Genomic DNA, 25626 nt, shown 5'->3' on the forward strand with positions numbered 1-25626 from the left:
CACTCCTCTTGGTCAGCCGCGACGGGCGCGCGACAGCCCACCAGCATAGCGGGTTCGAGAACGGGCCCGTCCGTGGAGGCTAGGTGCGCAGCCAGCGACGGATGGCGAAGCCCGCCGATCCCGCGGCGAGCACGACGCCGATCAGGATCACGATGGGCAGCACGACGGCGGCATCCCCGAGGTTCACCCAGGTGGTCACGAACTCGACCCGGCCGCGCAGGTAATCGTTCACGCCGAACTGCACCCCGGCAATGATCGTGGCACAGGCCAGCAGGGATCCGATGAACGCCGCAAAGACGCCCTCGAGGATGAACGGCGTCTGGATGAACCGGTTCGACGCACCCACCAGGCGCATGATGCCGAGCTCTCTGCGCCGCGCGTAGGCCGACAGCCGGATCGTCGTCGCGATCAGCAGCACCGCGGCGACCAGCATGAGCGCGGCGATGCCGACGGCCAGGTACGTCGCAACGGTGAGCGCTGAGAACAGCGGGTCGAGGTACTGCAGCTGGTCGGCGACCTCTTCCACGCCGGCCATGCCGCCGAAGGCCTCGATCATGACCTCGGACTGGGTCTGGTCGACCAGGTTGATCCAGAAGGTCTGGTTGAGCTGATCGGCGGTGACGATGCTGGCGTAGTCCTCCCCCAGCAGGTCGATGACGTTCTGGTACGCCTCGTCCTGCGTCTCGAACCGCACGTCGCGGATGAGAGGGCTCAGCGCCGGGCTGTCGAGCTTCTCCTGCACCTGCGCGACCTGCTCCTCGCCGGCCACGCCCTCGACGCACGTGGGGGCGAGGGAGTTGCCGGTGCACATATACACGGCGACCTGGGCACGGTCCACCCAGTAGTCCTGCATCTTGCCGATCTGCATCTGGATGAGCATCGCGGCGCCGACGAAGGTCAGCGAGACGAAGGTCACCAGCACGACGGAGATGACCATCGACACGTTGCGGCGCAGGCCGGACAGCGCCTCGCCCAGGATGAGGCCCATTCTCACGAGGTCGGTCCCACTTCGTCGTCTGCGGTGCGTCCACCCAAGCCCAGCCGGTCGGCGAGGCCGAGTTCGTCGAGCTCCACAGGAGGCAGCTCGATCGTGACGGGGTTCGTGCGGGTCGGCGGCTCGACCGGCGCGGCCCCCGCGTCGGATGCCGGAGAGTCGGCGGATGCCGCGGCCGTCTCGGCCGGCGTCGCGAGGGCGACGGAGGCGGTCGGCGCCGACTCCTGCGTGGCTTCGCGCGCCTCGGTCGCCCGCGGCTGCCGCACCCGGCGGTCGGAGGTCTGCGTGGGCGTCTGATCGCCCGCGGGAACCGTGGGCGTGACGGGGGTCGTGGACGTGGCGGGCGTCACGGGCGTGACGCCTGCGGCGGCGGCAGCGGCGGGCTGGGCCGATGCGGCAACGTCACCCCGCGCGGCCGCGCGAGCGCGGTCCGTCGTGCCGGTGAACGGCGTGGCCTCCCCGCCCGCGGTGCCGATGATCTCGCGCTGCAGCTCCAGCACCGCGGTGAGGGCGGCGACGGCCGCCGCGCCCTTCTCCTGAGCGGGCTGCAGCGTGGGGATGTCGGAGATGTCGCCGTAGCCGCCGTGCCGCTCGTCGCGCACCATGACACCACCCCGCAGCTCGATGACACGTCGCTGCATCTGATCGACGAATCCGGCCTCGTGGGTGGCCATGACCACCGTCGTGCCACCGGCGTTGATGCGTGCCAGCAGCTGCATGATGTCGACGGAGGTGGCGGGGTCGAGGTTTCCGGTGGGCTCGTCGGCCAGCAGGATCTGCGGCCGGTTCACCAGCGCACGGGCGATGGCGACGCGCTGCTGCTCACCGCCGGAGAGCTCGTGCGGCAGCCGCTTCTGCTTGCCCTCGAGGCCGACGAGGGCGAGCACCTCGGGCACGGCCTGCTGGATGAACGCCCGAGACGACCCGATCACCTGCAGGGTGAAGGCGACGTTCTGGAAGACGGTCTTGTTCGGCAGCAGCCGGAAGTCCTGGAACACCGACCCGATGTGGCGGCGGAAGTAGGGCACCTTGCGGTTGGACAGGGTGCGCAGGTCGCGGCCGAGCACGACGACGCGGCCCTCGCTGGGGCCGTCCTCGCGCAGGATGAGCCTGAGGCACGACGACTTCCCCGAGCCCGACGCCCCCACGAGGAACACGAACTCGCCGCGCTGCACCTCGAAGTCGACATCGTTGAGAGCGGGTTTCGTGGTGCCGCGATAGCGCTTCGTGACGTTCTCGAACCGGATCATGACCCACCGAGCCTAAGCCGAGTGGATGCCGCAGCCGCGCGCGACACCCGCAGGTCACGGCATCCGTGCTGCGGGTGTCGCAGGCGGTTCAGGCGGGCTGCAGCGCGCCGCGCACGATCGAGTCGCCGGAGTGGGCGGGGTTGCCGTCCTCCTCCTCCTGCGAGATGTCGACGAGGCGGAACGTGTCGAGGTCGACGTCGGCCGGCACATCGAACTCGCCTTCGCGTCCTTCGAGCACGCCCAGGCTCACGAGATCGGAGCCGTCCTCCGCGATCAGCCACACCTCTCGGTAGCCGTCGTCGGGCACGGATGCGTCAAGGCTGACCACCACGCGATTGTGCCCGTCGACGTCCTCCAGCACAGCAGCGCCCACCGCGCCCTCGTGACCGGGGAAGCCATCGAGGGTCGCCTCGGCGACGATCCTCGGAGTGCGCGCGGCGTCCACCGAAGCCCAGACACCCACCACGACCGCGACGGCTGCGAAAGCACCCACCAGGGCGAGCAGGATCGGCAGTCGCCGGGATCGGCGGGGTGCACGGCCCCCGGCGGACGGCCGCGCGGGTGGCCGGTCGCCGGCCCGCGGCATCCTGTCCGCCCGGCGGGTGGTGTGCGCGGCCGCGGTCCCCTGCACGCCGGAAGCGGTGTGGGCTGACTCGGAGGGCGTGACGGCGTCCGCGTGCGGCGCGGGCTCGTCGGCGTGCGCGACCGAGGGCGTGTCGACGTGTGCAACCGGCGCCGCCGGAGAAGCCGTGGGGCCGTGCGGGGTGATGCCCACTTCGGCACTGATGGCCTCCCACACCCGCGGGGGCGGCGTCAGCAGCGGCTCCTGGGCGAAGGCGCCGCGGGCGGCACCCGCGGCCATCGCGAACGCCGCGATCTCGTCGGCGCACTCGGCGCAGCCTTCGAGGTGCTCGAGGTCCTGCGCCGACACGGCGTCGGTGTCGCCGATCGCGATGAGGGCGGCGACGTCGGGGTCAAGGTGCGACATCTGCGGCCTCCAATCGTGTGCGCAGTCTGACCAGACTTCTTCGGATGTGACTCTTCACCGTACCCAGCGGCATGGCGAGCCTTTCGCTGATCTGCGAGTGGGTGAGATCGTCGAAGAACGCCAGCCTGATCACCTGTTGCGCATCCGGATCGAGATTCGCGATCTCCTGCGCGATCATCAGGGTGTCCTCCACGTCGACCGGTTCGACCTCGGGGACGAGGGCCTCGGACATCGCGGCCTGTTCCAGACGCGCGGTACGTGACCGCGCCTCGTGCGCGTCGGCGATGCGGCGGCGCGCGATGCCGACCAGCCATCCGGGGAGGTTGCCCCGGTCGGGCCTGAAGGACTCACGAGAGGTCCAGGCGGACACGAAGGTGCGCTGGGTGACGTCTTCCGCCTCGGCCAGGTCTCCCAGTGACCGCACCGCGATCGTGTAGACCAGCCGGGACCAGCGGTCGTACATCTCCTTCAGCGCCTGCGGATCGCCGGCGCCATACCTTCTCGCGAGGTCGCCGTCGTCTTCGATGTGCCTCTCCTTCCGCACGTCGCGGCCGGCGGCATCCTTGACGAAGGTCATGGCGACGCTCGGGCGACGAGCACAACGTTATCGCTGTACGTGCGTGTCTGCTCATCGAAATCACCACCGCACGTGATCAGGACGAGGCTGCGCGCACCGTCGCGGTCGAACAGCTCGTCGACGGGCAGAGCCGCCCGGGGGATGTAGGTGACGCTCTCGACGGTGTAGGAGCTGGTGGCCCCCGCCGCGTCGGTGACCTGAACGGTCTGCCCCGGCTGGGCCTCGCGCAGCCGGGCGAGCGGACCGATGCCGTAGACGCGGGAGTCCACGTGGGCGGCGATGACGGTGGTCCCGTCGTCGTCACCGGGCGCCGACCCGTATCGGTACCAGCCACCCACGGCCGGGTCGGTGGGGATCTCCATCGAGCCGTCGTCCTGCACGCCGACCGGCGCCACCGGCATATCGACCTGCAGATCCGGCACGACCAGCCGTTCCGGCGCGGCACTGCCCTCCTTGACGGGCGGCGGCGTGGCGGCGGTGACGGGAACGTCGACCGCAGCGGTGGGCCGCGGCGTCTCGCTGGGAGCCGCCACGGAGGGCGGAGCCGAAGCCCCGCCCTCCGCGTCGGGGGGTGAGCAGGCCGCGAGAGCCGTCATGGCCGTCAGAGCTACGACGAGCATCAGCCCTCGCGACGCCTTCATGTCAGCGGCGCTTGGCCGTGGCGGTACGCACAGCCACGACGGAACCGGCCGCCAGTGCCAGCAGCAGTCCACCACCGAGGGCCATGGTCCACACCGGCTGGTTCTCGGCCACGAGGCCCGCAGAACCGGTGTTCACGCCACCGGGGTTCGAGTGCAGGCCGGTCACGGTCTGCACGGCGAGGGCGAGGTTGCCGTCCTCAGCGCTGCCCCACGCGTAAGCGATCGTCAGCACGCCTTCCTGCACGTCGACGTCTGCCGGGCCGATCACCGGGTCGGTGGTGCCTTCCAGAGCGACGGCGGCCGAGACCACACCCGCGGGGAGGTTCAGCGTCGCCTCTTCGGGGTTGACCAGGCCGGTCACGACGGGCGAGCCGCCGGCGAGGATGTCCACGGCCGGGGCGGCTGCCACGTGGCGGACGGTCAGGCGACCTTCGCCGGGTGCGGTCGGGGCGGTGTCGTTGGTGAACAGCGTCGCGGAGGGCTCGCCGGCTTCGGTGAGGTGCGCCACCGCGGTGTAGCTCTTGTTCGCCTCGAGCGTCAGGGTGATCGGACCGAGCACGGGCGCCGAGTCGTCTGCGGCATCCGTCGCCGTCAGCGCGACCTCGTAGTCCCCGGCGGGCAGGTCCAGCGGACCGGCGAGGTCGCCGGGCTGGAAGTCGTCGAGCGTGAGCTCGCCGTTGACGTACACATCGACCGGTGTGTCGGGGATGCCGTGAAGTACCGACAGGTCGGCCGTGGTCTCCGAGATGGCGTACGCCGGGGAGAGCGCCGCGAAGGCGGCGAGTGCGCCGACCACCACGCCGGCTGAGAGTGTCTTACGCACGAGGAACTCCTTCTGCTGTTGCGCGACCGTTTCGCGCTTCACAGAGGTATTCCGCCCGGACGTCCCGTTTGGATGCAGCTGAATGAAAAAAATTCCTCAGCGCATCCGAGGGGGTCAGTCCTCGATCTTGCGCTTGCGCCAGCGGATGCCGGCCGCGATCAGCCCGTCGAGGTCGCCGTCGAACACGGCCGCCGGGTTTCCGACCTCGTAGCCGGTGCGCAGGTCCTTCACGAGCTGCTGACCATAGAGGAAGTACGAGCGCATCTGGTCGCCCCAGCTGGCGGTGATGGTGCCGGCCAGCTCCTTCTTCTTGGCCGCCTCCTCCTCGCGCTTGAGCAGCAGCAGGCGGGTCTGCAGCACGCGCATGGCGACCGCGCGGTTCTGGATCTGGCTCTTCTCGTTCTGCATCGACACGACGATCCCGGTCGGGATGTGCGTGATGCGCACGGCCGAGTCGGTGGTGTTGACCGACTGGCCGCCGGGGCCGGACGAACGGAAGACATCCACCCGGATGTCACCCTCGGGCACGTCGACCTCCTTGGCCTCCTCCATCACCGGGATGACCTCGACGGCGGCGAAGCTGGTCTGGCGCTTGTCCGCCGAGCCGAACGGGCTGATGCGGGCGAGGCGGTGCGTGCCGGCTTCGACCGACAGCGTGCCGTAGGCGTAGGGGGCGTCGACTTCGAACGTGGCCGACTTGATGCCCGCTCCCTCGGCGTAGGAGGTGTCGAGGATCTTCACGGGGTACTTGTGACGCTCGGCCCAGCGCAGGTACATGCGCAGCAGCATCTCGGCGAAGTCGGTCGCGTCGTCGCCGCCGGCGCCGGAGCGGATCGTGACCACCGCGGCGCGGTCGTCGTACTCGCCGTCGAGCAGCGTCTGCACCTCGAGCTGGCCGATGACGTCTTCGAGCTCGGCGAGCTCTTTACGCGCCTCATCGGCGGCGTCCTCGTCGCCCATCTCCGTCGCGAGTTCGACGAGCACGTCGAGGTCGTCGAGCCGGCTCTCGATGTCGGTGATGCGCTTCAGCTCGCTCTGGCGGTGGCTGAGGGCGCTGGTGACCTTCTGGGCCTTCTCGACGTCGTCCCAGAGGTTCGGGGCGCCGGCCGCTTCGGAGAGGCGCGCGATCTCCGCGGTCAGCGACTCGACGTCCACCACCGCCTGGATGTCGGAGAAGGTGGAACGCAGCGCCTGGATGTCGGCGGACAGATCGAGTTCAAACATCACCCTCCAGACTAACGTGGATGCCGATGACTCACGGCGAAGACGATCCCCGCATCGCCGCAACGCTCTGGCGTCTGGCGCCGATGATCTACGGCCCGACGGTGCTGTTCGCGCTGGGCGAGGGCGCGGTCCTCCCCCTGCTGCCCATCTTCGCCGCCCAGCTGGGAGCGGATGTCGCCACGGCGGCCCTCGTGGCATCCGCCCTCGTCGTCGGCCAGCTGTGCGGCAACATCCCCGCCGGGTGGGTGGTCGCGCGATTCGGTGAGCGCGTCACGATGACGCTCGCCGGCACCCTGTCGCTGGGAGCGGCGGCCGCGCTGCTCGTCGCGCCGAGCCTCGTGACGCTCGCCGCGGGCGTCTTCCTCGTCGGCTTCTGCGCGGCGGCGTTCGGGCTGGCGCGCCACTCGTTCATGACCACGCGGGTTCCGCTGGCCTTCCGCGCGCGGGCGCTCTCGCTGCTGGGCGGCACGTTCCGGCTCGGCATGTTCATCGGCCCGTTCGTCGCGGCGGCGCTGCTGGCGCTGTTCGGCGACGCCCATGCGACGATCTGGTTCTTCGGCGTATGCCTGGTCGCCACGGTGCTGCTCGTGCTGCTGGGACCCGACCCCGAGACCGCGCTGACCGGGCGCGGCGGAACGCGAGCCACGCGCCGGCCGGCTGCGGCAGACACCGGCGAACCGGTGACCGGCGCGGTGCCGGTGCCCGGGCGGGCCCCTCGGCCAGGGGTCTTCCGCACGATGTGGCGCCACCGCGGCGTGCTCGGCCGGCTGGGGATCGCGGCGGCGATGCTGTCGGCGATGCGCTCGGCCCGCCAGGTGGTGCTGCCGCTGTGGGGCGTGTCGATCGGACTCGACGCGCAGACCATCGCCTTGGTCGTGGGCGTCTCCGGCGCGATCGACTTCGCCCTGTTCTATGCCAGCGGCCAGGTGATGGACCGGTTCGGCCGCCTGTGGGCCGCGCTTCCGGCGATGGTGCTCATGGGCGCCGGATTCCTGGCGCTGTCCTTCACGCACGATGGTGATCAGGCGGCGATGTGGTTCGCGATGTTCGCCGCCGTGCTGGGCGTGGGCAACGGCCTGTCCAGCGGCATCCTGCTCACCCTCGGCGCCGACACCGCGCCGAAGGACGACCCGGCGCCCTACCTCGGGTCGTGGCGCACGCTGACGGATGCCGGTGGTGCGGCTGCGCCCCTGATCATCTCCGCGCTGGCGACCTTCTCGCTGTCGGTCGCCGCCGGGGCGATGGGCGTGCTGGGCCTGGTCGGGGCGCTCGCCTTCGTGCGCTGGGTGCCGCGGTTCGTGCCGAGGGAGCGGGCGTGAGGGCGGGGATGGGGCGCGGCGGAGGTTCGGGCTGCTGAGGCGGTGCGGGCCGGGCTGAGGCGGTGCGGGCCGGGCTGAGGGCGCACGGGTCTGGGTCCGGGTCCGGGTCCGGGTCCGGGTCCGGGTCCGGGTCTGGGTCGCGTGAGCGCGCCTTCTCCCCATCCTCGACAGAGGATGAGTTGTCCACAATTTGCCTCTGACCGGGGATTCCCCGGATCAGAATGTCGGAGGCCCCCGGGAGAATGGATGCATGATCCTCTCCCCCGCACCGACCGACATCGCCGACGGCGACGTGTCCCTCGGCGCGGTGGTGGCACTGCTGCAGGACGCACGCCGCAAGGTCGCCGCCGCTCAGGCCGACGAGATCCGCCTGCTGGCGCGGGCGCACGCGATCGCCTCCGAGCAGACCGCCCGGGTCCCGTCCAGCGAAGGCCGCGAGCGCGAGATGCCGGCGCGGTCGATCGCCGCCGAGATCGCCGCAGCCCTGCGGCGACCCGACCGCGGCATGCAGAACCGCATGCACGACGCGGCGGGGCTCGTGTCGGGCTTCGCCGCGACCGTCGCGGCGCTGCACGCGGGCGCCATCGAGGTCGGGCATGTGCGGGCGATCCACGACGCCGGCGCCGGCATCACCGATCCCGAGTCGCGCGCCCGGTTCGAGCAGGCCGCGTTGGCCGTCGCCGAACGCGAGACGGTCGGGCGCGCCAAGCCGATCGTCGCCGTGCTCGCTGCGCGCATCCACCCCGTTCCGCTCGCCGAGCGCCACGTCCAGGCGGCAGCGCAGCGGCGGGTCTGGGTGCGCGACCTCGACGAGGGGATGGCCGAGCTGGTGGCACTGCTGCCGGCCGAGCTCGCGCACGGCATCCGTGACCGGCTCACGCAGCATGCCCGCGCACTGGTCGCGGCCACCCGGGAGCGCGCGGCGGACGTCGCCGTGGCTCGGGCGTGTCCGGATGACGAGAGCGGCGGCGCTTCCCTCGTCCCTGACACGATCGCGACCGACAGCCGCACGACCGACCAGATCCGCGCTGATGTGCTGACCGATCTGCTGCTGACCGCTCAGGCGACCTCTCCGGCGCAGACGGGAGCCCTCCCGCCCGGCGCCGCCATCCGCGCACGCGTGCAGGTCGTGATCCCCGCCGCGACGCTCTGCGGCGCCGGGGACGAGCCGGCCGAACTCGTCGGTTTCGGTCCGATCAGTCCCGCCATCGCGCGGCGGATCGCCGCAGGAACCGAGATCTGGGACCGCGTTTTCGTCTCCCCCACGACGGGGATCGTCGAACAGGTCGACCGCTACCGGCCGACGCCGGCGCAGCGACGCCTCCTCGACAGTCGCGACGAGCACTGCCGATTCCCCGGGTGCCGCCGCGCAGCGCGCGACTGCGATCTCGACCACACCGTCGACGCGGCGCGCGGCGGCCCGACGGCGCTCGCGAACCTCGCAAGTTTGGAAGCCGCCCGTAGACTTGCCGGTAGGTTGTGCGCATGGCGCATGACAATGGCGAGACCCGGCCAGTAGCTCCCGTGACGCTGACATGGTCGGGCTTTCGCGGGTTTAGGGAACCAACCTCGTTCACACTGCCGCGCCTCACGCTCCTCATCGGTCGCAACAACGTGGGGAAGTCCTCCGCATACGCGCCCCTGCTGATGATGAAGCAGACGTTAGACGCGACGAGTTCTGAAACAGCACTCCTATCCCGCGGGCCGCTCATCGATGCGGGGCCGTTCCGAGACTACGTGAGCGGACACGATGAAAGCCGCGAGGTGTGTCTCGACGTTGCGTTCTCCGGCGCGCCCTCAGATGCAATCACGCAAGCCGAGACGGTGTTTCGCAGCGTCAACGGTCAGGCGCCGTTTCTTGCGCGTCAGCGGCTGCTTTCAGCAGACGGTCAGGTGTTGATGGGCCGCAGCCGACAGGCTCCCGGACAACCATTCGTCGTCAAGTCCCCATTGCTACCCAAGCAGGAGAGCACGGGGCGCCCTTTCCGAGAGTTGAGCGACTTCCGCAAGGAGATCCGAGCCGAACAGCCAGAGGGCTTTCTTTTCTCGGGATTCGCCGGCGTGCTGATTCCCCGCTCAATCCAATCGAAGAAGGATCGGTGGGCGAAGGTTCAAGGCTTCTATGAAGCAGGCTTCTCGCTGTACGAGCGCCAGTGGGGCTTTAAAGCACGCATGACCCAGTTCCTGCGCGATCTCGCCTACATCGGGCCTCTGCGTTCCTTGGCGCAGCGCACCTACAGATTGGCAGCGGAGTCGCCCAGTGATGTCGGCAGCACGGGTGAGCACACGCCAGAGATTCTGTTTCGCCTTCGCGACGAGGCCGCAGGGAACTCGGTAAATGAGTGGCTTGTGAAGCTCGGCTACGGCCGTCTCGCGTTCACAGAGTTGAGCGATGAGTACTTCCAAATGCAGATTGAGCCCGCTCCGGGTCTTCTCGTGAACATCGCAGACTCAGGTGTCGGGTTGTCCCAAGTCGTGCCGCTGTTGGCGCAAGCTGCTCTCTTGGATGAAGACGCGACACTGATCGCGCAACAACCCGAGATCCATTTGAACCCCGCCCAACAATCAGTGGTCACTGACTTCCTCATCTCGCGAGCGAATGATGGTGTCCGAGTGGTCATCGAATCTCATAGCGAACACGTGCTTCTTCGTCTCCGGCGCAGGATTGCAGAGGGGACGCTGAAGGCCGATGAGGTCGCGGTCTACTTCGTGGATAGTTCTGACGGCGCGACGACAATGCGACAAATCTCGCTAGGCGAACACGCGGAGCTAGACCGCGGTCAATGGCCCCAGGGCTTTTTCGAGGACCAGCTTGAGGATTCGTTTGCACTAGCGGTGGCACAAGCGACAGGCGGTGAGAAGATTGCTGCTGACTGAACTTTGCGAAGTGGATGTCGTTCTCGACACGAACGTTCTTAGTCACGCCGAGAACACGGGGGCCATACAACGAGCGAGCGCCGTCGCTGTCCTCGACTGGATGCGGAATAGCCAGGTGCGTTGGGTACTCGACGATCAGGGCAAGGCGGCGCCGGATCCGAAGACCAGTCTTCTTTTTCAGGAGTACCGGGCCACACTAAGCCCGCAAAGCGCCTCGCTGCGTCTGCTGATTGAGTTCCTTTCCTACCAGCGTGTCGTGTTTGCGCCGCGTCCGGGGCAAGCCATACGCGCTTCGATTCGACGGTTGATCCCAGGCAACGTCAATGACCGCGCGGTGCTCGGCGCAGCGCATGGCACAAGTGACCGGGTGTTGGTCTCCAACGACACCACGGACTTTTCCGATGCGGTGCGCGACGCGGTGTGGGGCGAACTAGAGGTCAACATCATCACGTCCGCCGAGGCCGCGGCGTAGCCGCTGCTTGACTTGAATCTGCAACATAACTCGCTGACGTAACCACGACCCGGTGGCAAAGGAATCGCGGAGCGATTCCGCGGCAGCCGCGCCGCGCAGCGGCGCTGGGCTGCAATGTCCGCCGGGTCTGGTTTACTGATGTCGAACTCGTGGACGGTACGATCCCAGGCCCTAGCGAGTGAGAGAACTGAGACTAGAGGGACCCTTGTCTGGGAGGGTTGCGCGGCACTATCGGCCAGTGTCTGGACATAATCGCGCGGAACGTGACTGAGCTTTGTTTGGGCCGCCTTCTGTCCGCGCGCCCCGAAGGTTCCGTTTGTGTCGTCTCAGTCACTGTCCTCTCTTGTCCCCCTCGCTCGCCCCGATGCGGGGTGGTCGTTCACCCTCGTGCCCGCTGCCGGTGAGGGCGGTGGATCATTCCGCACGTCGCTGCGCCGCAAGCCGGATTACGTCGCGCGCGGCCAAGCTGCAGATCCCGCGCGCGCCGCGGCCGAAGCCGCTCGACGCGCTCGCACCCGTCTGCGCCGTTATTGCGCCGGGAATGGGCTGAACCGTCTCGGAACGCTCACCTACCGTGGCGAAGGTAACCATGATCCCGTCCTGGTTCGTCAGCATCTGGGCGTCTTCTTCCGGGATCTTCGAGCTCGAACGGGGGGCGCTGCCTTTCCGTATGCATGGGTGCCGGAGTGGCACAAGACCGCTCACGGCCTGCACGCTCACTTTGCGGTCGGGAAGTACATCAAGAAGTCGACGATCGCCGCGGCGTGGCCGCACGGATTCGTCGGGATCAAGCAGCTCGGCAATCTCCCGGTCGGGTCCACAGTTTTGTCTGAGGCGAGGGTCGCTGGCGGGTACTTGGCGAAGTACGTGGCGAAGTCGTTTTCGGATCCTGTCGCCCGCGATCTTGGGGCGCACCGGTATGACGTCGCGGAGGGGTTTCAGCCGGACCGGCTGCGGTTCAGCGGGCGGAGTCGGGAGGAAGTGCTCGCGCGGGCATCGGAGCATCTCGCGGCATCTCCTGCGGTGGTGTGGGACTCGGCGGAGGCGGAGGACTGGCAGGGGCCGCCCACGTTGTGGGCGCAGTGGGGCCGATGATGGGCGTGGACCATGAGGCGTTGGCGGCATGGGTCGCCGCATCCTGCGCCGCACAGGGGATTCCTGTCCACGTGTCCGATCCGGGCGTGCTCACCCGAATGCGGGCGCTGGTAGGGGTCGCTGCGCCGGTGCGCGGCGGGTCCGCCTTGGCGGAGCCGCGTGCCGGCGCTCGGCCTCTACAGCACCCACATCGGCTGGATGCGTCCCGGGTCGAACCGGTTGCTGGTGGCTGGTAGCACGGTGGCGTAGTCAAGGACGGACCGGACGATCGCAGCTTGGCGCTCGAGCGTCATCTGCTCCCAACCTGCTTGAAGCGCCGCGCCGTTGCCGACCAGGCGGTCCAGGTTGGTTGACGCGCTCAACCGGGACAGTTGCTGGTCGACGCCGGTCAGCTGCGCCTCGAGCGGGTCGCGTGCGGCCTTCCACTCGAACGGCGAGATCTGCCCCTCGCTGAACATCTCCGCAAGCGCCCGCATGCGATCCTGCAGCTTCTCCCGCTGCGCGGCGAGATCAACGTACCGGTCATCCTGCGCGTGCTTCCCGGTCAAGACCGCTTCCATCTCTGGCGTATCCAGCCGGTAGAGGACGGCGGCTGCGATCCATTCCTCCGCGCGTGCCGCGTTGACCATGATCCCGCCGCAGCCTCGATGGTCCGGCCCGGACGAACACACATACCGGCGCTCGTTCACCCTCGCCGCGGCGAACAACTTCCCCCCGCACTTCCCGCACCGCAGCAGCCCAGACAGCAGGTAGCGGCGCGGTGCGCGTCTGCCCGAGGACTGTTTCTGCTCCAGCGTGTTCAGCACCTGCTGACGTTGCTCGATGCTGATGATCGGATCCCACACCGCCTTCCCTACGATCTCGCCACGATGCGCTCGGAGTCCAGCGATTCGGGGGGACAGCAGGATTCCGCGAATAGTCGTTGAGCGCCACTCAACCCCGGTCGCTGTCGGCACGCCGCGCTCCCGCAGATCCTCCGCGATCGCACGCGCCGACTCGCCCGCGATGTACCGGCCCACAATCTCCCGAACAATCGCGGCCTCGGCGGGATTGACCGTGACCTTGTCCTCCTCGTACCCATACGGGCGATTCGCGCCACCTCCTGGCAACCCGCGCTCGGCGTTCTGCTGCATCTTCCGCCGCACCCGTTCCGACTTCCGCGCCGACTCCTTCGCCGCCACCGCCGCAGTAATCCGCGCCATGAACAACCCGTCATCGCTGCCCAGGTCCACGTCAGTGGTCGCGGTCGCCACATGCCGCAGCCCCGCCCTCTGGGACACCGCCGTGAACTCCTCCAGCTCAATCGGGCGACGGGTCAGCCGATCCATGTTGTAGACGATGACCGCATCCCGCATGCCGTCCCGCACATCGGCAAGCATCCGCTCGTACTCCGGGCGACGCTTCCCCGAGTACGCCGACACATCGTTGTCGACATACTCGTCAGCGACCGGCCAACCGCGCTCGGCGGCGAGTTTGCGGCAGTCCTCGAGCTGCCGCTGCACCCCCAACGCCTGCCCTGACGGGTCCGAGGAGATACGGGCATAGATCGCAGCGGCGCGGGGTTTGCTCACGCGGTCATATTACGAACGCGCCGACAATCTCGCAAACCTCTGCCCGCGACATCATCGCCTCAAGCACGCCACTGCGTGGAGCGTTCAGCAGCTGCCGCACGGCGTCCTGATCTGGACGAGCCCCACGGGACGGGTCTACCCCGATGTTCCACGACGGGCTGTGGAGTTCGACGCTCGCTCCGCGGATCCCCCGCCTTTCTGAGCCGGCTCATGCGCTCCGCGGCCCGGCCCTCACGTCCCCGCGGGCACCTATAGTTGGACGTGGTACAGAAACCCATGCAACGGTGACCTGACGACGAGAGGCGACGCGAGGCGATGGCGGAGGATGAGGGCGCGATCGTCGAGTTCCGCCACACCACGAAGCGTTTCAGCACGCGGTCCGAGCATGCTCCGGCGCTTGAGGACGTCAGCTTCGCGATCCGCCGGAGCGAGGTGTTCGGCGTCATCGGCGAAAGCGGCGCCGGCAAGACCACGCTCCTCGAACTCGTCAACGGACTGAGCGCGCCCACCTCCGGCTCCGTCACCGTGCAGGGCATCGATGTCGCCGGGCTCGGGCGGTCGGGCCTGCGGAGGCTGCGACAGGACATCGGCGTCGTCTTCCAAGGCATCCACCTGCTCAGCAACCGGACGGTGCGCGCGAACGTCACCCTCCCCCTGCAGCTGGCACGGGGTCGCGCGGGCAGCGCCACGCGGGCAGAGCAGCGCCGAGCCGTCGACGACATCCTCGCGTTCGTCGGCCTCTCCCACCGGGCCGACCACTTCCCCGCGCAGCTGAGCGGCGGCGAGCGCCAGCGCGTCGGCCTCGCCCGCGCGCTGGTCACCCGTCCGGCGCTGCTGCTGTGCGATGAGCCGACCTCCTCGCTCGACGCCACGACGACGGCCGAGATCCTCCGCGTGCTGGCGGACGCCCGCGACACGTTCGGAACCACCGTGGTGGTGATCACCCATGACCTCGACGTGGTCAAGGCGATCTGCGACCGCGCGGCACTGCTGGAGCACGGGCGCCTGCGCGAGCTCTTCCCCGTGACCAAGACCGACTACCGCACCCTGCCCAGCTATCACGAGCAGGTCAGGCGGGAGCTGATGTCGTGAACGCGATCAGCGAGCTCCTCGCCGAGTACGGCGAGGACATCCTCGAGGCGCTCGGCGAGACCGGATACATGATGCTCGTCTCGACTCTCGCCGCCGTCGTGATCGGGTTGCCGCTCGGGATGGTCGTCTTCCTCACGCAGCGCGGCGGCATCGCCGAGAGCCGAGCCGTCTGGTCGGCGGCGAACATGTACATCAACATCGTCCGCTCCTTCCCGTTCCTGCTCCTGGTGGTCTTCCTCATCCCCTTCACCCGGGCGGTGATCGGCACCAGCTTCGGCACGCAGGCGGCCACCCTGCCGCTGTGCTTCGTCGCCGTCGCGATCTACGCGCGGCTGGTCGAGCAGATCCTGCGGGAGATCCCTCCCGGCATCTCCCGCGTGGCCCGGTCGATGGGCGCCACGGTGCCGCAGGCGGTGTTCCGGGTCTATCTGCCCGAGGCGCGGCCCGGGCTCGTCTACGCCCTCACATCCGCGGCGATCAGCCTGCTGTCGTACTCCACCGTGCTCGGCGTCGTCGGGGGCGGCGGCATCGGCGACTTCGCGATGCGGTACGGCTACCAGGAGTACAACGACGCCCTCATGTACCTCACCATCGCCGTCATCGTCGTCTGCGTGCTGACGATCCAGGCGATCGGCAACCGCACCTCCGTCCGGCTGGATCACCGGTGATCCCGGCAGCACGGGCACATCCCCACCCAGGAAAGCAGGAACCCATGAGATCGTCCCGATTCCGCATCGCCGCCGTCGCACTCGCGGCCGTCACCGTCCTCGCCGGCTGCGCCACCACAGCAGGCGACGGAGCGGGTGACGCCGCTCCCACCACCCTGCAGGTCGCCGCGGTGACCTCGCCGATGACCGACGTGGTCGAGGCGGCCGCCGGCGCCATCGAAGACGGCTACGAGATCGAACTCGTCGAGGTCGCCGACTACATCACGGCCAACACGATCCTCGACGACGGCGACGTCTACGCGAGCTTCTCGCAGCACCAGCCCTACATGCAGACCTTCAACGAGGGCAACGACGGCTCGCTGGTCGCGGTCCAGCCGGTCTACAACTTCGTCATCGCGTTCTACTCCAAGACGCTCGACGACATCGCCGACCTCCCCGCCGGCGCCACCGTCGCGATGCCGGACGACCCCTCCAACACGGGTCGCGCGCTCAAGCTGCTGGCCTCAGAGGGCATCGTGACCCTCGACCCCGCGGTCGATCCGTATGACGCGCGCGTCGACGACATCGTCGAGAACCCGAAGGACGTGCAGTTCCTGCAGGTGCCGATCAGCTCCCTCAATGCCGCCTACGAAGAGGCCGACCTCGTGTTCCAGTGGCCCTCCCACATCGCGGCGCTCGGGCTGAACCCGCAGGACGACGGTCTGCTGACCGAGCTGGACGATGTCTTCGCGCTCCACCTCGCCGTGGGTGAGGCGGATGCCGACTCCGAGGCCACCGCAGCATTGCAGCGGGCCTTCACCAGCGATGCCGTGCGAGAGGTCATCGAGTCGAACCCCACCATCGAGGTGGCGTTCTGACGGGCGGCTCGCCCGCCGCCCCCACCGGTCGGGCGCTCCCGTCGCGCTACGGCATCAGCAACCGGCGGCGGGGCAGGGAACGGGCGCGTCACACGGCGGTAACGCGAGGGACCGAACCGGAAACACGGGTTTCCTACGCTCGTGCCACCGGCGGAAAACAGCCGGAAGCACCACCGATAGGAGACCCCATGACCCGCGAACTCGTTGCCCCGGACGAGATGCTCCACCTTGTTGAGCGCTTCAACTACGCGCCCGCCGTCAAGGTCGGGAACCTGATCTACTGCGCGGGACAGGTGGGACGTGACGCGAACATGAAGGTGATCGACTCGAGTCTCGAGGACCACTTCGTGGCGGCGTTCGAGAACCTCGGCGCCGTGCTGCGCGCGGCCGGCTCCGACTTCGAGCACATCGTTGAGATGACCACGTTCCACGTCGGCCTGCAGGACCATCTGCCGCTCTTCCTCGAGGTGCGCGAGCGCTTCATCCCCCGGGGACCGGTGCCGCACGCCTGGAGCGCCATCGGCGTCACCGAGCTCACGTTCCCCGGTCAGCTCGTCGAGCTGAAGGCGATCGCGCTCGTTCCCTGACGACTGCGCTGTCGATGGCCGGCCCCGGGTTCTCCCGGGCCCGGCCATCCGCGCTCTGGCGGCGGTGCGGGCCCGACGACGGCGAGCGGGCACCACCGCACAGCTGCGGTCGATTGCGACGGTTCCGGCCCCCGAAGGCTCCCCGGTCACCCGGGCCGAGCCCGAGCGATACCGTCGATGTATACGAAAGGACACCGCCATGCCGTCTGGCTTCGATGTCTCGCCCATGAGCGGCTCCTCCTTCCCACCCCGCTACCGCGCGCCCGTCACGGGGATGGCCGAAGTCTTCCGCGTCTGGCTTCCTGGCGAGGATGAGGACGACCGGCGCACCGTCGGCCACCTCATCCGCCAGGAGCCCGACGGTCTGGCCTTCATGTCCGGCGTGGGCTCCGATGACGGCGACGCCATGCAAGGCAACCGTCGTCTCATCCAAGAGCTCCTCCGCGAGGGCTTCGCCGCCGGCACGAGCGTCACCGAGATGCGCGACGCGGTCTACCGGGCGAGCCTCACCGACGACATCGCATGGGTCGACCTCGACGACTTCTACGCCACGATCCGCGAGGAGTGGTATGGCGACCGCGCGACGGGAGCCCTCGGCGGCGGCGGGACAGGACGCCGCGACGCTGAAGGTCGCTCCTGACCGGCAGGACTCTTCAGCCGATTCCAGCCTCTGGCATGCTCTCCAGCTCGGCGAGCAGCTCCGCGTTCTGCGCCTCCATGGCCTCCCACTCCCCGACAAAGGCCACGAGAAGCCCCGCGCGTACCGACGAAGGCACCCCCGCGCGCTGCGCCTTGAGCACGGTGGCTTAGGCGGCGGCAGCAGCCGCCTCTCGCAAGCTCTCCGAGGCGGGGCGCCCGGCTGTCAGCGCCCTGATCTCGTGCCGCTCCATGCGACAAGGCTATCCGGCCGATTCCCGAGCCCGCGCGGGCGCACGGGCGGTCCGCGGGTCTGTCCTCAGCGTCGGATGAACCCCTCGTCGCCGGCCGGGATGCCGCCCTCGTCGGACACGAAACGTTCGACCTTCATATGCAGGTCGTGCACGTCTCTGAGTTTCGCGATCTGCGCCATCATCGGCGATGCATGATGGCGGTCGATGGCCGCCTGGTCGGTCCAGCTGTCGATCAGCAGCACCGTCTCGGCATCGTCCATCGGGAAGAAGTACTCGTAGCGCAGGTTGCCTTCGGCGGCGCGGATCGCCGCGACCGTGCCCGACGACACCATCTGCTCGGCGAACGCCCTCGCGTTGCCGCCGACTCCCGTGTAGTAGATGTTCACCGTCACGCTCATACATCCTCCTGTTCTGCGTGGAGAATGCTCTCGCACAGGATGATCCTCCTCCGACTCGGCGGTCAGCGCAGCGCGTTGCGGCTCGTTGCGGTCGTCTCCAGCCGGACGCCGGCGGGCACGAACACGGTGGCGATCGGCGGATGCCACACCGTTGCGACCGTCACCCGGGCCGAGACCCCGTCGGGAGTCCCCGCCTCGACGAGGGTGGCGGTGCCGACGACCCCCACGAGGTCGGCCGCCTGCGCGAAGACGCCGGCGTCGGTGAGGTCGGCGCGCGGCTCCCCCGCCGTCACCGTCAGCGTGAAGCCGTCCGCACCGGCGAGCGCCGCGGCATCGGCCACGGACTCCAGCCGCTTCTGCGCGAGGTACAGGCTCGTGGCATCCACGCAGACGAGGATCAACGCGAGGGCGAGCACGGCGTAGCCGAGGGTCAGCAGCATGATGCTGCCCTCGTCGCCGGGCGTGCCCTGCCCGGCCGGCGTCGAGGCACGCGTCCTCATGGCCCGCTCCAGAAGCGCGACACCTTCTGCACGGCCGTCGCCTCCACGGGCACGGCCGCGAGGTGCTCCCATCCCAGCACGGCCGGGACGAGGGGCAGCGTCACTCGCGTGGCGATCGTTACGCGCAGCGTCGCGCCCGCCGCTGGGCACGCGACGCCGACCGGGACGCACGTGATGGAGACGTCGACGGCATCCGCCGAGAGCGCGTACTCGTCGACGACCGAAGCCAGAACCCGCTCGGTGCGCGCGGCGGCCGTCGCGGCATCCGGCGCCGTCGCCACCGCGCGGGCGATGTGGCGCGCCCCGGCCTCCGCCCCCAGGGTCTGGGACTGCACAGCACCGAGTGCCACCACGAGATACACCAGCGGCACCAGCAGGATGACACCCACGAGGATGAACTCCAGCGCCGCCGCCCCGTCGTCTTCGGCGACCGCGTCACTCCAGGGTCTCCGCCGGGGCATGCGCGCTCACCTCCAGCGCCTCCGGTGCTCCCAGGAGCCCGGCCAGAGGCAGCGTCGCGCGCACCGTCACCTGCACCGCGGGATGTCCGAGGTGCGTCGTGGAAGACACCTCCACCGTCTCGGCGAAACCCTCACCGACGGTGCGCGCGATGATCGCTCGCGTGCGCGCGGCTCCGTCGGCGAGCGTGGTGTCGGCGAGCGCCGCGTGGAAGGCCCCCTCGACCGCGGCGTCATGCACGACGTTGCGCACGTACACGGCCACCCCCAGCTGCAGCACCGCCAGGGTCAGCACCGTCAGGAGCGCCCCCACGAGCACGAACTCCACCGGGCTCGACCCGCTGTCGTCGTCGAGCCCGGGCGGGGCGACGCCGATCAGAGCCCGGAGACGCTGTTGATCGCCTGCTCGAACAGCCCGGCGAGCGCCGGGCCCGCCACCGCCCAGATCACCACGACCAGCCCGGCCGTCATCAGCGTCACCAGCACCCAGCCGGGCACGTCGCCGCGTTCGTCGCTGCACAGCGTCCCCCACGCATTGCGCAACCGCATCGTGCCTTGTTGTTCGCGGAACATCTCCGCCTCCTTCCGACCGCACCGCGGTCACCCGAATCCGACTCGAAGCATGAACACGCCAGGGAAGATCGCGAACAGCACCGACAGCGGGAGGATGAGGAAGACCAGCGGGAGCATCATGAGGATCTCCTTCCTGCCGGCCTGCTCGATCAGCATCCGCTTCGCGTCCTCGCGCGTATCCCCGGCCTGCGCCTGCAGCACGTGCGCCAGCGGCGCCCCGCGGTCCAGTGCTGCCACGAGGTGATCCAGGCTGCGGGTCAGGGCGGGGATGTCCAGGTCGCGGGCCAGCGCCAGCAGCGCGTCGGGCAGGGTCGAACCCGTGCGCACGGCCAGCACCACCCGCCGCAGTTCGCCCGGCAATTCACCCGATCCGACATCGCCCACGCGCCGCAGCGCATCGAGCACGCTCTCCCCCGCGGACAGGCACAGCGACAGGAACTCCAGCACGGTGGGCAGCTCCTCCTGCGCCCGCGCCACCCGAGCCCCCGCCGCGCGCGTCAGCCGCATGTCGTACAGCGCCGCGGCCATGACCGCGGCGATCGGCGGCAGGACGACGGACCCGACCCAGAAGCGCCCTGCGACCGCCAGCGCGACCACCGTCAGCGCACCGGCGATGAGCCCGGCCAGCGCCCAGATGAGCTGCCGTCCGCGGAACTGCACCGGGTCGCCCGCCCATCCCGCCTGGCGCAGCCGCCGCTCGATCACGGCCGACCCGCCGAGCGCGGTGGCGAGCCGATCCCGCCACCCGCGCCACCAGGCTGCGAGGTCGAGATCGACGCCGGGGCCGGAGAGGGGGGTAAGCCCCAGCGGATCTGCCGTGTCCCGCAGGTAGGGCGCGATGCGGTCCGCCAGCCGAAGCGCGCCCCATCGCGGCATCCGCTGCACAACCAGGATGATGCCCAGGGCCAGCGCGCCCCCGAGGATGACCGCGAGGGCGATCTCGGTCACCCCGCTCATCCGAACCACCGCCGCGGCTCCGGGAGTCGGCCGATCTGCACCATGATCCGATACGCCACCACCGAGATCGCCGCGCCCGCCAGCACCACGACGACTCCCTCGGCGGTGCCGTACGCCCGGGCTCCTTCGGGCCGCAGGGCGAGCAGGCCGAGGATCACCCACGGCGCGATCACACCCAGCGTCGCGGCACCCCGGATCCACGACTGCCGGGCCTCCACCTCGGCGCGGAGGGCGGCGTCGGCACGCACCGACGCCGACAGGGCTCGCAGCACGGTCGGGAGTTCGGTGCCACCCACCTGCCGGGTCATCCGCAGCGTCTCCACGATGCGGTCGGCGACGGGGTCGGCGAGAGTGTGCTTCAGTCGCTGCACTGCAGAGTCGAAGTGTCCTGAGGCGTCGAGATCGCGGGCGAACACGGTGAACGCGGGGCGCAGCTCCGCCGGCGCGGACTGGGCCAGGCTCGCCACCGCGTCAGGCAGCGACATGCCCGCGCGCACCGAGGCGATCAGCAGGTCGCAGATGTCGGGCCACAGCGCACGGCGGCCGCGGCGGCGCCGCGCGGCGCGCGCCCGCACCCACACCAGCGGCGCGGCCGCCCCGGCCGCCCCTGCGACGAACGCCAGCGCGGGCAGCGCGGTGATCAGCCATGCGACGGATGCCGCGACGAGCGCCAGGGCGACCGTCGCCGCGCCGAGCGAGCGCGGGGGCACCCGCGCGAACCCCGCCGCAGCGAGCAGCCGGGCAGCGCGGCCGGAGACGGCCGGGCGCACGCGCCCGGGCTGCGGCGGCCACATCCACGGCGACATCACCAGCAGGATGCCGGCAGCGAGCGTCCCACCCCAGACGAACGTCACGGCTCGCCCGCACGGTACAGCGTGTGCGCCTCGACGACGCCGTCGACCACCCGACCGGTCGGGGCGATGATCTCCGCCACGCGCCGGCGGCCGTCTGGAACACGCTCGCAGTGCGCGACCAGATGCACCGACGACGCGACCGCGGGCAGCACGAACCCCGGATCGATGTTGCGCCCGGCCAGCAGCGGCAGGGCGGCGAGCTTGGCGAGAGCCTCACGCGCCGAATTGGCGTGGATACTCGCAGCCCCTGGAACCCCGGTGTTCAGGGCCAGCAACAGGTCCAGCGCCTCCGCATCGCGCACCTCCCCCACGATCAGCCGGTCGGGGCGCATCCGCAGGGCTTCTTTGACCAGCCGCCGCAGCGTCACCTCGCCCGTCCCCTCCAAGCTCGGCTGCCGCCCCTGCATGCCGACGATGTCCTCGGCATCCACCGCCAGCTCGAACGTCTCCTCCACCGTGACGATGCGCTGCTGCGGCGGGCAGGCGGCGATCAAGGCGCCGAGCAGGGTGGTCTTTCCCGTGTGCGTCGCTCCCGACACCAGCACGCTGCGTCCCGCCGCCATGGCTCCGCGCAGCATGTCGGCCGCGCGGTCGGTCAGCGATCGCGCCTCGACGAGCCGCGGCAGGTCGCGGTACATCGGCAGGAACCGGCGGATGTTCACCGACCAGTGCCGCCGGGTGATGTCGGGGATGACCACGTGCAGGCGCGATCCGTCCGGCAGCGAGGCGTCGACGAACGGCTGACTCAAGTCCACCCGGCGCCCGGTGGCGTGCAGCATCCGCTCGACGAGGTCGCGCACCGCGCTGTCGGTGAGGGTCAACGGCAGCCGCTCCGCGCGACCGGCGCGGGCGACGAAGACGCGGTCAGGAGCATTGAGCCACAGCTCCTCGACGGTCGGGTCATCGAGGTACGGCTGCAGCGGCCCGAACCCCGACACCGCGGCCAGCACCTCCCGCACGCAGGCAGCCTCGTCATCGACGGTGGCAAGGCCCCGCGCCAGCGCATAGTCGTTGTGTCGTCGCACCTCCGTCCGCGCGAACTCCGCTGCCGCCTCGCTGACCCGGCCAGGCTCGACCTGCTCCGTCCGTAGCCGGTCGCGCACGCGCTCGGTGACCGCCGCGGTCACATGGGCGGCGCCGGTCGGCGCGAAGGCGAGGCTCACGCGAGGCATCCTCGCAATGACCGGGTGCGGTCGTCGGGAGTTATCCACAGCGCCGCGACGGGCCGGCTCCCGCGGGACTTACCGCACGTGTGCAGTCGAATGCAAACGGTTCCTGCGCCTCGGGGCGACCCGCAAGGCTCGAGCACATGGTGTTCCTCGGTTTCCACGCATCGCATGAGCAGATCCCGCCCGGCAGGCTCCTCCAAGACGTCGTCGCGGCGGAGGCTGCCGGTTTCGACGGCGCGATGTGCTCCGACCACGTTGCGCCATGGGGCGTGCGGCAGGGCGAGTCGGGCTTCGCTCCGAGCTGGCTCGGCGCCGCCCTCGCGCGCACCGACTTCTCGATCGGCTTCGTCAACGCCCCCGGGCAGCGGTACCACCCGGTGATCGCCGCGCAGGCGTACGCGACGCTGGAGGAGATGTTCCCCGGCCGTTTCTGGGCGGCGCTCGGCAGCGGCGAGGCGATGAACGAGCACGTCACGGGCGACCCCTGGCCGCCCAAGCCCGAGCGCAACGACCGGCTCGCCGAGACCGTCTCGATCATCCGTCGGCTGCTGGCCGGCGAAGAGGTCGACCACGAGGGCCTCGTGCGGGCGCACCGCGCGCGTCTGTGGTCGCTCCCCGACGCGCCGCCACCCCTGTTCGCCACCGCGATCAGCCCCGAGACCGCCGGGTGGGCGGCGTCGTGGGCCGATGGCCTCGTGACCGCGCTCCAGCCGCCGCCCGCGCTCGAGAAGGTGCTCGGGGCCTACGGGGCCGCGGGTGGAACCGGGCCGCGCGTGCTGCAGGTGCACGTCAGCTGGGCGCCGACCGACGCCGAGGCGCTCGCGATCGCGCGGGATCAGTGGGCCCATGCCGTGCTGAGCCCGCCCACCATCTGGGACCTCGAGCAGCCGGAGGACTTCGACGCCGCCGCGGGCGACCCGAGCGACCAGCAGATGCGCGACGCGCTGCTCATCTCGAGCGACCTCGACGAGCTCGCCGTGCGCATCGCCGACCACGCCCGGCTCGGCTTCGACCGCATCTACCTGCACCACGTGGGCCAGGACCAGCGGCCGTTCCTGAACGCGGCGCGCGACCATCTGCTGCCTCGATTGAAGGAGCTGCTGTGAGGATCACCGATACGAGCGACCTGTGGTGGAAGTCCGCGGTCATCTACTGCCTCGACGCCGAGACGTTCCTCGACTCCAACGGGGACGGCGTGGGCGACCTGCAGGGGCTGGCCTCGCGCATCGACTATCTCGCCCAGCTCGGCGTCACCTGTCTGTGGCTCATGCCCTTCTATCCGACGCCCGACCGCGACGACGGGTACGACGTGACGGACTTCTACGGCGTCGACCCGCGCCTGGGCACGCACGGCGACCTCGTCGAGGTGATCCGCACGGCGCGTGACAGAGGCATCCGCGTGATCGTCGACCTCGTCGTGAACCACACCTCCGACCGGCATCCCTGGTTCCAGTCCGCCAAGCGCAGCCCCTCGTCGCCGTACCGCGACTTCTACGTGTGGCGCTCCGACCCGCCGCCCAAGGGGCAGAAGAACGAGGTCTTCCCCGGCGAGGCCGACGGCATCTGGACGCGCGAGGACAAGTCGGGCAAGTGGTACATGCACAGCTTCTACCCGCACCAGCCCGACCTGAACATCGCGAACCCCGCGGTGCGCGACGAGATCGCCAAGACGGTCGGCTTCTGGCTGCAGCTGGGCATCTCCGGATTCCGCGTCGACGCCGTCCCGTTCCTGCTCGAGGCGCAGGAAGGCGCCGAGATGGCCGACCCGCACGACATGCTGCGCGACATCCGCCGCTTTCTGCAGCGGCGCTCGAGCGAAGCGGTGCTGCTGGGCGAGGTGAACCTCCCCTACGAGCAGCAGGCCGCGTACTTCGGCGCAGGCAACGACGGCCAGGAACTGACGATGCAGTTCGACTTCGCCGGGATGCAGGCGTTCTACCTGTCGCTCGTCCGCCAGGATCCCGAGCCCCTCGCCACGGCGCTCTCCTCGCGCCCCGCGCTTCCCGTCGAAGCGCAGTGGGCGAACTTCCTGCGCAACCACGACGAGCTCACGCTCGACCAGCTCACCGACGACGAGCGGCAGGAGGTGTTCGAGGCCTTCGCGCCCGACGAGCACCAGCGCGTGTACGGGCGGGGAATCACCCGTCGCCTGCCGACCATGCTCGAAGGCGACCCCCGCCGCATCCGCATGGCGTACAGCCTGCTGTTCACCCTCCCGGGCACGCCGGCGCTGTTCTACGGCGAGGAGATCGGCATGGGCGAGAACGCCGAGCTCGACAAGCGTCATGCCGTGCGCACCCCCATGCAGTGGTCGGCGGAACGCGATGGCGGGTTCTCGACCGCGCCGCCTTCTCGTCTCGTGGCCCAGCCGCCCGGTGACGGGTACTCGCCGCTGCACGTCAACGTCGCCGACCAGCTCGAAGACCGCGATTCGCTCCTGCACTTCTTCCGCGACCTCACCTCCCGCTACCGCATCTCACCCGAGCTCGGATGGGGCGAACTGGAGATCATCGCGCATGACGCGTCGGGCGTGCTGGTGCATTCCCTGCGCGCCGACGTCGGCCGCACGGTCGCCGTGCACAACTTCACCGATGTCCCGGCGGTGGTCGCGTTCGCTCTCGCGGACGAGCCCGAGGGGACGACACTGGTCGACGTGCTCGACTCCGAGCGGCTCCCGCTCGACGACCGCGGTCGCGTCGAATTCACCCTCCCCGCGTACGGCTACCGCTGGCTGCGGGTGTCGCGCCCCGGAGACGGCCGGGTGACCTGAGTCGCTTCCGTGGCTCCCGCGG

29 protein-coding genes are annotated in these 25626 nt (G+C 69.8%); 12 read left to right on the plus strand and 17 right to left on the minus strand.

What is annotated here, in order from left to right; translation table 11 throughout:
- Window positions 1-79: 79 nt before the first annotated feature.
- From ftsX to prfB, 7 genes are all read right to left on the minus strand, one after another.
- On the minus strand, window positions 80-994 hold the full coding sequence (gene ftsX, locus QNO26_RS09250; RefSeq protein WP_257530276.1) for a permease-like cell division protein FtsX: 915 nt from the start codon (window positions 992-994) through the stop codon (window positions 80-82).
- Window positions 991-2244: a cell division ATP-binding protein FtsE gene (gene ftsE, locus QNO26_RS09255; RefSeq protein ID WP_257530274.1), complete on the minus strand. Its 1254-nt coding sequence runs from the start codon at window positions 2242-2244 to the stop codon at window positions 991-993. Before ftsE ends, ftsX begins: the two co-directional genes overlap by 4 nt.
- 88 nt (window positions 2245-2332) lie before the next feature.
- Window positions 2333-3232 carry an anti-sigma factor gene (locus tag QNO26_RS09260; protein WP_257530272.1) on the minus strand — a complete coding sequence of 300 codons (900 nt, stop codon included), beginning with the start codon at window positions 3230-3232 and terminating at the stop codon, window positions 2333-2335.
- The gene (locus QNO26_RS09265) at window positions 3219-3809 is read right to left on the minus strand and encodes an RNA polymerase sigma factor (RefSeq protein ID WP_257530270.1); all 591 of its coding nucleotides are present in this window, start codon (window positions 3807-3809) and stop codon (window positions 3219-3221) included. The genes QNO26_RS09260 and QNO26_RS09265 overlap by 14 nt, the downstream gene beginning before the upstream one ends.
- Window positions 3806-4429 (minus strand): class F sortase, encoded by a 624-nt coding sequence (locus QNO26_RS09270; protein WP_257638481.1) that lies wholly within the window; start codon window positions 4427-4429, stop codon window positions 3806-3808. Before QNO26_RS09270 ends, QNO26_RS09265 begins: the two co-directional genes overlap by 4 nt.
- A gap of 22 nt (window positions 4430-4451) precedes the next feature.
- A complete protein-coding gene (locus QNO26_RS09275) occupies window positions 4452-5273 on the minus strand; it encodes a DUF4397 domain-containing protein (protein WP_257530266.1) in 822 nt (273 codons plus the stop codon).
- A 114-nt stretch (window positions 5274-5387) separates the two neighbouring features.
- The gene (gene prfB, locus QNO26_RS09280; RefSeq protein ID WP_257530264.1) at window positions 5388-6497 is read right to left on the minus strand and encodes a peptide chain release factor 2; all 1110 of its coding nucleotides are present in this window, start codon (window positions 6495-6497) and stop codon (window positions 5388-5390) included.
- 26 nt (window positions 6498-6523) lie between these two features.
- On the opposite strand from prfB, the gene QNO26_RS09285 reads away from it, so the two are divergent.
- The 5 genes from QNO26_RS09285 to QNO26_RS09305 all read left to right on the plus strand — a co-directional run bounded on the left by QNO26_RS09285 (window position 6524) and on the right by QNO26_RS09305 (window position 12260).
- Window positions 6524-7816, plus strand: coding sequence for an MFS transporter (locus QNO26_RS09285; protein WP_257638513.1), 1293 nt, complete (start codon window positions 6524-6526; stop codon window positions 7814-7816).
- A 250-nt stretch (window positions 7817-8066) separates the two neighbouring features.
- Window positions 8067-9335, plus strand: coding sequence for an HNH endonuclease signature motif containing protein (locus tag QNO26_RS09290; RefSeq protein WP_257638482.1), 1269 nt, complete (start codon window positions 8067-8069; stop codon window positions 9333-9335).
- Complete coding sequence (locus tag QNO26_RS09295) at window positions 9302-10693, plus strand: AAA family ATPase (protein ID WP_257638483.1); 1392 nt, start codon at window positions 9302-9304, stop codon at window positions 10691-10693. Before QNO26_RS09290 ends, QNO26_RS09295 begins: the two co-directional genes overlap by 34 nt.
- Window positions 10671-11165, plus strand: a complete 495-nt coding sequence (locus QNO26_RS09300; protein WP_257638484.1) for a hypothetical protein — start codon at window positions 10671-10673, stop codon at window positions 11163-11165. The genes QNO26_RS09295 and QNO26_RS09300 overlap by 23 nt, the downstream gene beginning before the upstream one ends.
- Window positions 11166-11552: 387 nt before the next feature.
- Window positions 11553-12260 (plus strand): rolling circle replication-associated protein, encoded by a 708-nt coding sequence (locus tag QNO26_RS09305; RefSeq protein WP_285181561.1) that lies wholly within the window; start codon window positions 11553-11555, stop codon window positions 12258-12260.
- A gap of 176 nt (window positions 12261-12436) precedes the next feature.
- Here the strand turns inward: QNO26_RS09305 and QNO26_RS09310 are convergent, their stop codons facing one another.
- Window positions 12437-13831, minus strand: coding sequence for a recombinase family protein (locus tag QNO26_RS09310; RefSeq protein WP_257638486.1), 1395 nt, complete (start codon window positions 13829-13831; stop codon window positions 12437-12439).
- Window positions 13832-14146: 315 nt separating this feature from the next.
- Between QNO26_RS09310 and QNO26_RS09320 the strand changes: the two genes are divergently transcribed.
- The 5 genes from QNO26_RS09320 to QNO26_RS09340 all read left to right on the plus strand — a co-directional run bounded on the left by QNO26_RS09320 (window position 14147) and on the right by QNO26_RS09340 (window position 17675).
- Entirely contained in the window at window positions 14147-14923 is a 777-nt protein-coding gene (locus QNO26_RS09320) for a methionine ABC transporter ATP-binding protein (protein WP_257530260.1), read from the plus strand.
- Entirely contained in the window at window positions 14920-15591 is a 672-nt protein-coding gene (locus QNO26_RS09325; protein ID WP_257530258.1) for a methionine ABC transporter permease, read from the plus strand. The genes QNO26_RS09320 and QNO26_RS09325 overlap by 4 nt, the downstream gene beginning before the upstream one ends.
- Before the next feature lie 44 nt (window positions 15592-15635).
- Window positions 15636-16448, plus strand: coding sequence for a MetQ/NlpA family ABC transporter substrate-binding protein (locus QNO26_RS09330; protein ID WP_257638487.1), 813 nt, complete (start codon window positions 15636-15638; stop codon window positions 16446-16448).
- A gap of 188 nt (window positions 16449-16636) precedes the next feature.
- Window positions 16637-17035 carry a RidA family protein gene (locus QNO26_RS09335; RefSeq protein ID WP_257530254.1) on the plus strand — a complete coding sequence of 133 codons (399 nt, stop codon included), beginning with the start codon at window positions 16637-16639 and terminating at the stop codon, window positions 17033-17035.
- 199 nt (window positions 17036-17234) lie between these two features.
- Entirely contained in the window at window positions 17235-17675 is a 441-nt protein-coding gene (locus tag QNO26_RS09340) for a hypothetical protein (protein ID WP_257530252.1), read from the plus strand.
- 13 nt (window positions 17676-17688) lie between these two features.
- Here the strand turns inward: QNO26_RS09340 and QNO26_RS09345 are convergent, their stop codons facing one another.
- From QNO26_RS09345 to QNO26_RS09385, 9 genes are all read right to left on the minus strand, one after another.
- Complete coding sequence (locus tag QNO26_RS09345; protein WP_257530251.1) at window positions 17689-17835, minus strand: hypothetical protein; 147 nt, start codon at window positions 17833-17835, stop codon at window positions 17689-17691.
- 155 nt (window positions 17836-17990) lie between these two features.
- Window positions 17991-18323 (minus strand): antibiotic biosynthesis monooxygenase family protein, encoded by a 333-nt coding sequence (locus tag QNO26_RS09350; RefSeq protein ID WP_257530249.1) that lies wholly within the window; start codon window positions 18321-18323, stop codon window positions 17991-17993.
- Window positions 18324-18385: 62 nt separating this feature from the next.
- Window positions 18386-18823: a pilus assembly protein TadG-related protein gene (locus tag QNO26_RS09355; protein WP_257530246.1), complete on the minus strand. Its 438-nt coding sequence runs from the start codon at window positions 18821-18823 to the stop codon at window positions 18386-18388.
- Window positions 18820-19284 (minus strand): TadE family protein, encoded by a 465-nt coding sequence (locus tag QNO26_RS09360; protein WP_257530245.1) that lies wholly within the window; start codon window positions 19282-19284, stop codon window positions 18820-18822. Before QNO26_RS09360 ends, QNO26_RS09355 begins: the two co-directional genes overlap by 4 nt.
- Window positions 19259-19609 carry a TadE/TadG family type IV pilus assembly protein gene (locus tag QNO26_RS09365; RefSeq protein ID WP_257530243.1) on the minus strand — a complete coding sequence of 117 codons (351 nt, stop codon included), beginning with the start codon at window positions 19607-19609 and terminating at the stop codon, window positions 19259-19261. The genes QNO26_RS09360 and QNO26_RS09365 overlap by 26 nt, the downstream gene beginning before the upstream one ends.
- A gap of 47 nt (window positions 19610-19656) precedes the next feature.
- Complete coding sequence (locus QNO26_RS09370; RefSeq protein WP_257530521.1) at window positions 19657-19854, minus strand: hypothetical protein; 198 nt, start codon at window positions 19852-19854, stop codon at window positions 19657-19659.
- A 27-nt stretch (window positions 19855-19881) separates the two neighbouring features.
- Entirely contained in the window at window positions 19882-20811 is a 930-nt protein-coding gene (locus QNO26_RS09375; RefSeq protein WP_257638488.1) for a type II secretion system F family protein, read from the minus strand.
- Window positions 20808-21665 (minus strand): type II secretion system F family protein, encoded by an 858-nt coding sequence (locus tag QNO26_RS09380; protein WP_257530239.1) that lies wholly within the window; start codon window positions 21663-21665, stop codon window positions 20808-20810. Before QNO26_RS09380 ends, QNO26_RS09375 begins: the two co-directional genes overlap by 4 nt.
- Entirely contained in the window at window positions 21662-22828 is a 1167-nt protein-coding gene (locus QNO26_RS09385; RefSeq protein WP_257638489.1) for a TadA family conjugal transfer-associated ATPase, read from the minus strand. Before QNO26_RS09385 ends, QNO26_RS09380 begins: the two co-directional genes overlap by 4 nt.
- Before the next feature lie 146 nt (window positions 22829-22974).
- Here QNO26_RS09385 and QNO26_RS09390 point away from each other — a divergent pair, with 146 nt between their 5' ends.
- Window positions 22975-23940, plus strand: a complete 966-nt coding sequence (locus QNO26_RS09390; protein WP_257638490.1) for a TIGR03885 family FMN-dependent LLM class oxidoreductase — start codon at window positions 22975-22977, stop codon at window positions 23938-23940.
- A complete protein-coding gene (locus QNO26_RS09395; RefSeq protein ID WP_257638491.1) occupies window positions 23937-25604 on the plus strand; it encodes an alpha-amylase family protein in 1668 nt (555 codons plus the stop codon). The genes QNO26_RS09390 and QNO26_RS09395 overlap by 4 nt, the downstream gene beginning before the upstream one ends.
- Window positions 25605-25626: the final 22 nt, after the last annotated feature.

Origin of the sequence: Microbacterium sp. zg-Y1090, from assembly GCF_030246945.1 — a bacterium.
Lineage (GTDB): Bacteria > Actinomycetota > Actinomycetes > Actinomycetales > Microbacteriaceae > Microbacterium > Microbacterium wangruii.